The organism is Streptomyces sp. ICN903 (assembly GCF_022015835.1).
GTDB lineage: Bacteria > Actinomycetota > Actinomycetes > Streptomycetales > Streptomycetaceae > Streptomyces > Streptomyces fenghuangensis.
This window is the reverse complement of the sequence record NZ_JAKMAY010000248.1, coordinates 1-8,660: the sequence shown is the minus strand read 5'-3', so window position 1 is coordinate 8,660 and position 8,660 is coordinate 1. Positions and strand designations below refer to the sequence as shown.

The window sequence follows — 8,660 nt, the reverse complement described above, 5'->3', positions numbered from 1 at the left end:
CCGGCGCCCCCACCGGCCCCCTCCCCGGAGCTCCGGACGGGCACACCGGCCACGCACTCCAGCCACGCCGCGAGGTCCGCGGCGCACCGGACGAGGACACCGGGCGCGGCCAGACCCGAACGGTCCCCCACGGGCAGCAGCCCGTTGGTCGTCTTCAGCCCGAGCACCCCGCACCAGGCCGCCGGGATGCGCACCGACCCGGCCCCGTCGGCCCCGGTGGCCACCGGCACCATCCCGGCCGCGACCGCCGCCGCCGAACCGGCGGACGAGCCGCCCGGCGACCGGTCCGGCCGCCAGGGGTTGGCGGTACGGCCGCCCGCGCCCAGGCCCCACGTCCGCCACGGCGTACCGGGCCCGGGCACGGAGGTCGCCCCGACCGGTACGCATCCGGCCGCCAGCAACCGCCCGACCGGCCCGGCGGACGCCCCGGCCGGTGTCCCGGCAGCGCCTTTCGCCCCCGCCTTCACCCCGATCGGCACCCCGGCCAGCGGCAGCCGCTCGCCCGCCGCGACCCGGCGGTCCACCTCGGCCGCACGCGCCCGCGCCCGATCGGCCCACACCTCGCGGAAGGCGCACAGCGACGGCTCCAGCCGGGCGATCCGGCCCAGCGCCGCCTCCACCACCTCGGCGGCGGACACCTCGCGCCGCGCCACCGCGCCGGCGATCGCCACCGCCGGCAGCCCCGCGTACGCCTCCCCGTCCATCACCGGCCCCCCGATTCCCCGGCTCCCGGGACGCCCGGTCCCGGGCCTTCCGGACTCCTCAGGCCGCCGCGGCCGCCGGGGGCGGGGGCTCCTCGTCGTCCTCCGGGAGCCTGCACACCCGCTGCAGGAAGACGGCGGCAGCCACCACCGCCGCGCCCGCCAGCACCGACAGGCCGGCGTAGACCGCCTGGTCCCGGCGTGCGGGCACGTCCATGGCGCCGAAGAGCAGATAGACGCCCGCGCCGCCGTACGCGCCCGCGGCCAGGGCGGCCACCAGCGCACTGGCCTGCCCGAGGACGACGGCGCGGGCGGCCATCATCGGCTCCACGCCCTTCGCACCGGGCCGCCGCTCGCGCTGGGCGCGCAGCCGGGCGCGGATCGACAGCGCGGTGGCGGTCAGGACCGTGGCGATCACCGCGAGCACGATCGGGGCCGCGACGGGCACGGCGGGCAGGGTGCCCAGCGCGTCCCACATCCGGGCCCCTGCCCAGGACAGCACCAGCGCGAGCGCGAAGATGCCGGCCAGCGTTCTGATCCGTAGTTCCCTCACGGGACTCCCCACGTCACTCGGCGCTCCCCGAAGGGGCGCCGCCCAAACAGCACCGTCGAAACCGCGTCGAAGCCGTTGCGGCCGTTGAGGAACCTTGCCCGTACGGCACCGCCCACACTCCCGGACCCGGCGGCCCCGGTGGCCCCGGCGGCCCCTGCCGGTCAGTCCGGCAGGCTCAGTTCCAGGTCCTCCCGGCGTGCCACGCCCTCCCGGCCCACGGCGTCCAGCAGGTCGGCCACCGGGCCGTGCCCGGGGATCTCGGCCCCGGGGTCCACATCGTGCCACGGCGCCAGGACGAAGGCGCGCTCGTGGCACCGGGGGTGCGGCAGGGTCAGCTCCGGGTCGTCGGAGACGACGTCCTGGTACGCCACGATGTCCACGTCGATCGTCCGCGGACCCCAGCGCTCGTCGCGGACCCGTGCGTAGGCCTCCTCGATGGCGTGGGCCCGCTCCAGCAGCGAACCGGGCGGCAGGGTGGTTTTGAGCAGGACGACGGCGTTGAGGTAGGAGGGCTGGCTGCCCGGCTCCACGCCCCACGGCTCGGTCTCGTACACCGGGGAGACGGCCCTGACCCTCACTCCCGGGGTCTCCTCCAGCGCGTCGACCGCCCCCTGGAGCGTCTCCATGCGGTTGCCCAGGTTGCTCCCGAGCGCCACGACGGCGCGCTTGGGGTTGTGCAGGGTCACATCGGCGGCGTCCACCTGGTGCACCACCGAGGCGGGCACCGGCTGTACGGTCGGGTCGCTGTTCGGCGTCATACGCGGCTCCGCTTGATGGTGATGGTCACGTCGTCGAACGGGACGGTGACGGGGGCCTCGGGCTTGTGGACGGTGACCTCCACCTCGCGCACCGCGTCGTGCGCCAGGCACTGGTCGGCGATCCGCTGGGCGAGGGTCTCGATCAGGTCGACAGGCTCGCCGCCGACGATCGCGGCGACCTCCTCGGCGACGATGCCGTAGTGCACCGTCTTCGTGAGGTCGTCGTCCGCGGCCGCGGGGCGGGTGTCCAGGCCCATCGCCAGGTCCACCACGAAAGTCTGTCCCTGCTCCCGTTCCCGCTCGAACACCCCGTGATGCCCGCGGATCCTCAGTCCGCGCAGCTCGACACGGTCCACGCGCTCTCACTCCCGTCGGTCGTACGGATGCGGCGGCGGGCCGGCGGCCTCCACGCCCCGCACCCCGGTGCCCGGTGGGACCGGCGCCGGCGGAGATCCGGCGCCGGTCCCACCGGGCACGGGAGCCACTCTCTCAGACCGGCGCTCAGAGCACGGTCCCGCCCTCGCCGTCGACGCCGTCGATCCCCTCGCCCCCGCCGTCCCCGTCCTCGTCCTCGTCCTCCACGAGCACCGGGGAGCCGTGGTGCGCCCACACCCGCCACCGGCCGTCCTCCGCCCTGCGGAAGACGTTGGTGGCGACCACCAGCCCGCCGACCAGGGGCCCGGCCGAGCCGTCCTCCTCGGCGGGGCCGCCGCTGAGGATGTTCTCGGTGCAGGTGACCAGGGCGGTGTCGCCGGCCACGGAGACCTCGACGTCGGTCAGGAAGAACTGGATGTACTCGGTGTTGGCCATGATCAGCGCATACGAGCGCAGCACCTCGTCGCGTCCGGTGAGCACCGGCCAGCCCGGGTGCACGACGCTGACGTCGTCGTGCAGCCAGGCCCCGGCCAGGGCGTCCAGGTCGCCGCGCTCCACCGCGTCGTACAGCGCGGCGTTGGCCGCCTCCACGGCCTCGACATCCGTACGGGCCTCTCCGCTCACCTGGCTCCCTCCAGGGCCCGGGCCACCCGGACCGCGTCCGCGCTCGCCCGCACCTCGTGCACCCGTACCGCCCAGGCGCCCTCGCGCGCCACGAGCGCCGAGACCGCGGCGGTGGCCGCGTCCCGCTCCCGGGCGGGCGGCACCTCGCCGCCGTCACCCGCCAGCACCCGGCCCAGGAACCGCTTCCTGGAGGCGGCGACCAGCACCGGCCGTCCCAGCTCCCCGCGCAGCCGGGCGGTGGCGTCCACCAGGGCCAGGTCGTGGGCGGCCTGCTTGGCGAAGCCCAGCCCGGGGTCGACGACGATCCGCTCCGGGGCGATCCCGCCGGCCACCGCCTGCTCCAGAGCCGCGCGCAGCTCGCCGATCACCTCGGTGACGGTGTCGGTGTACACGGCCCGGTCGTTCATGTCGATGCTCTGGCCGCGCCAGTGCATCACCACGTACGGCACTCCGGCGGCGGCGACCACCGGGACCATGCGCGGGTCCGCGCGCCCGCCGCTGACGTCGTTGACCAGCCGGGCGCCGGCCTCCACCGCCTGCTCGGCGACGGACGCCCGCATGGTGTCCACACTGATGACCACGCCCTCCCGGGCCAGTTCGCGGACCACCGGGATGACACGGCGCAGTTCCTCGGCCTCGTCCACGCGGGTCGCGCCGGGCCGGGTGGACTCGCCGCCCACGTCGACCAGGTCGGCGCCCTCGGCGACCAGGGCCAGACCGTGCTTGACCGCGGCCCCGGTGTCGAACCAGCGGCCTCCGTCGGAGAAGGAGTCCGGCGTGACGTTCACCACGCCCATGACCGCGCACCGGTCCCATGCCGGCAGTCCGGCCACTTCCCCGCGGGGGACGCGCAAGGTACTCATGCGCTCCAGCGTAGGCGCTCCGCGGACGCCTCCCCGCCACCGCCCCGTCGGGCGGCGCGCGGCCGGCCGGGGGCCGCTCCGCGGTCGGCCGGGGGCCGGTCGAGACCGGCCGGCGTTCAGTCGGCCATGATCAGGCTCATCGCCTCGGCGCGGGTGGTGGAGTCGCGGAGCTGGCCGCGGACCGCGGAGGTGATGGTCTTGGCCCCGGGCTTGCGGACGCCGCGGACCGTCATGCACATGTGCTCGCACTCGATGACGACGATCACGCCGCGCGCCTCCAGGATCTCCATCAGGGAGTCGGCGATCTGCGTCGTCAGACGCTCCTGGACCTGGGGACGGCGGGCGAAGACCTCCACCAGCCGGGCGAGCTTCGACAGGCCGGTGATCTTGCCGGAGTCGGCCGGGATGTAGCCGACGTGCGCGACCCCGTGGAAGGGCAGCAGGTGGTGCTCGCAGGAGGACAGCAGCTCGATGTCCTTGACCAGCACCATCTCGTCGTGGCCGAGGTCGAAGGTGGTGGTCAGCACGTCCTCCGGCCGCTGCCGCAGGCCCGCGAATATCTCCCGGTACGCCCGGGCCACCCGGGCCGGGGTCTCGCGCAGGCCCTCGCGGTCGGGGTCCTCGCCGACCGCGATGAGCAGCTCCCGTATGGCGTTCTCGGCGCGCTTCTCGTCGAACTCTCCGACGGAGCCCTCGCCCTCCAGCGTCACCGGGTCGATCATGTGGTCCTCTTTCTCGATTGCGGATGGCGAAAAGCCGCGCCCCTCCGGTAGTCAACCGGAGGGGCGCGGCGGGCATTCCTCGGGGTCCGTCACCACCGGCCCGGGGGCCGGCGCCGAAAGCCCCGGTCAGCTCTCCGGCCGGGGCTCGTCCGACGGCAGGCGGGTCTCCTTGGAGAGCGCGGTGTCCGTCGGGCCGATCTCCTTGCCCTTCTCCTGGCCGGGCTGCGTGCCGTTGGTCAGGGCCAGCTCCTTGGGAGTGGAGACCGGCGGGCGGGTGGAGGGCATCCGGCGCGCGGAGCCCGTCCAGGCCGGACGCGGCGGGCGCTTGACGATCGGCCGGAAGATCTCGGCGATCTCCTCCTTGCCGAGGGTCTCCTTCTCCAGGAGGGCCAGCACCAGGTTGTCCAGGACGTCCCGGTTCTCGACGAGGATCTCCCACGCCTCGTTGTGGGCGGTCTCGATCAGCTTCTTGACCTCCTCGTCCACCAGTCCGGCGACCTCCTCGGAGTAGTCGCGCTGGTGGCCCATCTCCTTGCCCAGGAAGGGCTCGGAGTTGTCGGAGCCGAACTTGATCGCGCCCAGCCGCTCGGTCATGCCGTACTGCGTGACCATGGCGCGGGCCGTGGCGGTCGCCTTCTCGATGTCGTTGGCGGCGCCGGTGGTCGGGTCGTGGAAGACCAGTTCCTCGGCCGCGCGCCCGCCCAGCATGTACGCGAGCTGGTCGAGCATCTCGTTGCGCGTGGTGGAGTACTTGTCCTCGTCGGGCAGGACCATCGTGTAGCCCAGCGCCCGGCCGCGGGAGAGGATGGTGATCTTGTGGACGGGGTCGGAGTTCGGTGAGGCCGCCGCGACCAGGGCGTGGCCGCCCTCGTGGTACGCGGTGATCTTCTTCTCCTTGTCGCTCATGATCCGGGTCCGCTTCTGCGGTCCGGCCACGACGCGGTCGATCGCCTCGTCCAGGAAGTGGTTGTCGATCAGCTTCTTGTCGCTGCGCGCGGTGAGCAGCGCGGCCTCGTTGAGCACGTTGGACAGGTCCGCGCCGGTGAAGCCGGGGGTGCGGCGGGCGACCGCGGACAGGTCCACGTCGGGCTCCATCGGCTTGCCCTTGGCGTGCACCTTGAGGATCTCCAGACGGCCCTGCATGTCGGGGCGGTCCACGGCGATCTGCCGGTCGAAACGGCCCGGGCGCAGCAGCGCCGGGTCGAGGATGTCCGGGCGGTTGGTGGCGGCGATCAGGATGACGCCGCCCTTGACGTCGAAGCCGTCCATCTCGACCAGCAGCTGGTTCAGCGTCTGCTCGCGCTCGTCGTGGCCGCCGCCCATGCCGGCGCCGCGGTGGCGGCCGACGGCGTCGATCTCGTCGACGAAGACGATCGCCGGGGCGTTCGCCTTGGCCTGCTCGAACAGGTCGCGCACACGCGAGGCGCCGACACCGACGAACATCTCGACGAAGTCGGAGCCGGAGATCGAGTAGAACGGGACGCCCGCCTCGCCCGCGACGGCGCGCGCGAGCAGCGTCTTGCCGGTGCCGGGCGGGCCGTAGAGCAGCACGCCCTTGGGGATCTTCGCCCCGACGGCCTGGAACTTGGCGGGCTCCTGGAGGAACTCCTTGATCTCGTGGAGCTCCTCGACCGCCTCGTCCGAGCCGGCGACGTCCGCGAAGGTCGTCTTGGGGGTGTCCTTGGTGATCAGCTTCGCCTTGGACTTCCCGAAGTTCATCACCCGGGAGCCGCCGCCCTGCATCTGGTTCATCAGGAACAGGAAGACGATCACGATCAGTACGAACGGCAGCAGCGAGAGCAGCATCCCGAGGAACGGGTTCTGCTTCTGCGGCGAGACGGTGTAACCGTCCTTGATCTGCCCGTCCTGGTACTTGGACTGCAACTGCTTGGCCAGATCGACGCCCTGGTCGTCGATGTAGCTGGCCTTGATCTTGTCGCTGCCCTCGATCTTCGTGCCCTCGGTGAGCTCGACCTTGACGGTCTGCTCGTCGCCGGTCGTCAGCTCGGCGGACCTGACCTTGTTCTCGTTGATCGCCTGCACGACCTGGCCGGTGTCCACCGTCTTGTAGCCGCCGGACGAGCCGACGACGTTCATCAACACGACCACGGCGAGGGCGGCCAGCACGATCCACATGACGGGACCACGGAAGTAGCGCTTCACGTCCATCCACACGGGGCGGCGCGCGCCCCGTCCCTCCTGCCACAGTGAGGCACCGCGACCTCGGGTGAGATCGCCTGTGCGTACGGTGTATTACTCCGGCTTGCTCGGCCTACGAACGGATTGCCCCAACAGACCGACCTTCGGACGGTACCCCAGGATCACAGCCCGAAGCACTGCCGAGGCGGGCGCCGCCGGCGGACGGTGGACAACATCCCCGTCCGCCCGTTCCAACGCCGGGGGACCCCCCGAACGTTCCCGGGCGGCGCCCCGGGCCCGCCCCGGACCGTCAGCCTCCGTAGACGTGCGGCGCCAGCGTCCCCACGAACGGCAGGTTGCGGTACTTCTCCGCGTAGTCCAGCCCGTAGCCGACGACGAACTCGTTGGGGATGTCGAAGCCGACCCACTTCACGTCGATCGCCACCTTCGCCGCGTCCGGCTTGCGCAGCAGGGTGCAGACGTTCAGCGAGGCGGGCTCGCGCGAGCCGAGGTTCGACAGCAGCCAGGACAGCGTCAGGCCGGAGTCGATGATGTCCTCGACGATCAGGACGTGCCGCCCCTTGATGTCGGTGTCCAGGTCCTTGAGGATGCGGACCACGCCGGAGGACTGGGTGCCCGCGCCGTAGGACGACACCGCCATCCAGTCCATGGTGACCGGCGAGGACAGGGCCCGGGCGAGGTCCGCCATGACCATCACCGCGCCCTTGAGGACCCCGACCAGGAGCAGGTCCTCGCCCTCGTACTCCGCGTCGATCGCCTCCGCCAGCTCGGCCAGCTTCGCGTCGATCTCTTCCTTGGTGATGAGCACCGACTTGAGGTCGGCGCCCATGTCCTTGTCGTCCACCCTGCTGCTCTCGGTCGGGGATCACACTTGCCGGATGACCAGTGTGCCACCCTGCCTCCGGGCGGCCACCCGGCCGGGCAGGCTGATGGCCCGCTGGCCGTGCCACTCGGTGACCAGCCGGTCCACCTCCTCGATGTGGCGGGCGAACAGCGAGCCCGCCGGGGAACCGGCCGCGACCGCCGCGCGGCGCAGCACACGCCGGCGGACGGCGGGCGGCAGGGCGCCGAGCCGGGCGACGTCGAGGGCGGATCCGGACTCCTCTGTGAGATCCGCGACATTCGCGACATCACCGTCCCGGCCGCCCCCGCCGGTCCGGGACGCCGACCGGGACGCCGACCGGGACGGCGGAAGCTCCGCGCGGACCTCCCGCTCGGCCTCGCGGGCCCAGGCGTCGAGGGCGTCGGCGTCGTCCCGCGAGAGCTGCGCGGTGCGGGCCAGGGCCTCGACCACGCCCTTGCCGAGCGCCTTCTCCAGGGCGGGCAGCGCGTCGTGGCGCACCCGGGATCGGGTGAACGCGGGATCGGCGTTGTGCGGGTCGTCCCAGACCGGCAGCGACTGCACCATGCACGCCTTGCGGGTGGTCTGCCGGTCCACGGCGAGGAACGGCCGCAGGTAGCGGTGCCCCAGGCCCCGGCGCCCGGCCGGCGAGCCGGACACGGCGGCCATTCCGGACAGCGAGCGGGTGCCGGAGCCCCGGGCCAGGCCGAGCAGCACCGTCTCGGCCTGGTCGTCGCGGGTGTGCCCGAGGAGGACCGCGGCGGCGCCGAGGCGGTCCGCGGCCTCGTCGAGGGCGGTGTAGCGGGCGGTGCGGGCGGCGGCCTCGGGGCCGCCGTCACGGCCGACGGCCACGGTGAGGGCCTCGGCCGGTTCGAGGGAGAGCTCGGTGAGGCGGCAGACGACCTCCCGGGCCCGGTCGCCGGAGCCGGGCTGCAGGCCGTGGTCGACGGTGAGGCCCCCGGCCCGCAGGCCGAGGCGGGGGGCTTCGAAGGCGAGGGCGGAGGCGAGCGCCATCGAGTCGGCGCCGCCGGAGCAGGCGACGAGTACGAGCGGAGGGCGCCGG

General features: G+C 73.4%; 10 protein-coding genes. All 10 read right to left on the bottom strand.

Annotation, left to right across the window (positions count from 1 at the left end):
* A partial coding sequence (locus tag L7D48_RS21940) for an amidase family protein (RefSeq protein ID WP_256463105.1) occupies positions 1–704 on the bottom strand: 704 nt, incomplete at its 3' end.
* A gap of 58 nt (positions 705–762) precedes the next feature.
* On the bottom strand, positions 763–1,254 hold the full coding sequence (locus tag L7D48_RS21935) for a DUF3180 domain-containing protein (protein ID WP_237881640.1): 492 nt from the start codon (positions 1,252–1,254) through the stop codon (positions 763–765).
* Positions 1,255–1,415: 161 nt separating this feature from the next.
* Positions 1,416–2,012: a 2-amino-4-hydroxy-6-hydroxymethyldihydropteridine diphosphokinase gene (folK, locus tag L7D48_RS21930; RefSeq protein WP_237881638.1), complete on the bottom strand. Its 597-nt coding sequence runs from the start codon at positions 2,010–2,012 to the stop codon at positions 1,416–1,418.
* Positions 2,009–2,368 (bottom strand): dihydroneopterin aldolase, encoded by a 360-nt coding sequence (gene folB / locus L7D48_RS21925; RefSeq protein WP_237881636.1) that lies wholly within the window; start codon positions 2,366–2,368, stop codon positions 2,009–2,011. The genes folK and folB overlap by 4 nt, the downstream gene beginning before the upstream one ends.
* A gap of 145 nt (positions 2,369–2,513) precedes the next feature.
* Positions 2,514–3,011: a nuclear transport factor 2 family protein gene (locus L7D48_RS21920; protein WP_237881634.1), complete on the bottom strand. Its 498-nt coding sequence runs from the start codon at positions 3,009–3,011 to the stop codon at positions 2,514–2,516.
* Positions 3,008–3,874: a dihydropteroate synthase gene (gene folP / locus L7D48_RS21915; protein ID WP_237881632.1), complete on the bottom strand. Its 867-nt coding sequence runs from the start codon at positions 3,872–3,874 to the stop codon at positions 3,008–3,010. The genes L7D48_RS21920 and folP overlap by 4 nt, the downstream gene beginning before the upstream one ends.
* A gap of 116 nt (positions 3,875–3,990) precedes the next feature.
* Entirely contained in the window at positions 3,991–4,596 is a 606-nt protein-coding gene (gene folE / locus L7D48_RS21910) for a GTP cyclohydrolase I FolE (protein ID WP_237881630.1), read from the bottom strand.
* 126 nt (positions 4,597–4,722) lie between these two features.
* The gene (gene ftsH, locus L7D48_RS21905) at positions 4,723–6,765 is read right to left on the bottom strand and encodes an ATP-dependent zinc metalloprotease FtsH (protein ID WP_237881628.1); all 2,043 of its coding nucleotides are present in this window, start codon (positions 6,763–6,765) and stop codon (positions 4,723–4,725) included.
* 280 nt (positions 6,766–7,045) lie between these two features.
* Entirely contained in the window at positions 7,046–7,585 is a 540-nt protein-coding gene (hpt, locus tag L7D48_RS21900) for a hypoxanthine phosphoribosyltransferase (protein WP_093657861.1), read from the bottom strand.
* A gap of 36 nt (positions 7,586–7,621) precedes the next feature.
* On the bottom strand, positions 7,622–8,660 hold a 1,039-nt coding region (gene tilS, locus L7D48_RS21895; RefSeq protein WP_237881626.1), incomplete at its 5' end, for a tRNA lysidine(34) synthetase TilS.

What these genes read in the sequence shown, in the direction of transcription:
- folK (WP_237881638.1), bottom strand. Translation starts at nt 2,012, where the DNA reads ATGACGCCGAACAGCGACCCGACCGTACAGCCGGTGCCCGCCTCGGTG.
- folP (WP_237881632.1), bottom strand. Translation starts at nt 3,874, where the DNA reads ATGAGTACCTTGCGCGTCCCCCGCGGGGAAGTGGCCGGACTGCCGGCA.
- folE (WP_237881630.1), bottom strand. Translation starts at nt 4,596, where the DNA reads ATGATCGACCCGGTGACGCTGGAGGGCGAGGGCTCCGTCGGAGAGTTC.
- ftsH (WP_237881628.1), bottom strand. Translation starts at nt 6,765, where the DNA reads ATGGACGTGAAGCGCTACTTCCGTGGTCCCGTCATGTGGATCGTGCTG.
- hpt (WP_093657861.1), bottom strand. Translation starts at nt 7,585, where the DNA reads ATGGGCGCCGACCTCAAGTCGGTGCTCATCACCAAGGAAGAGATCGAC.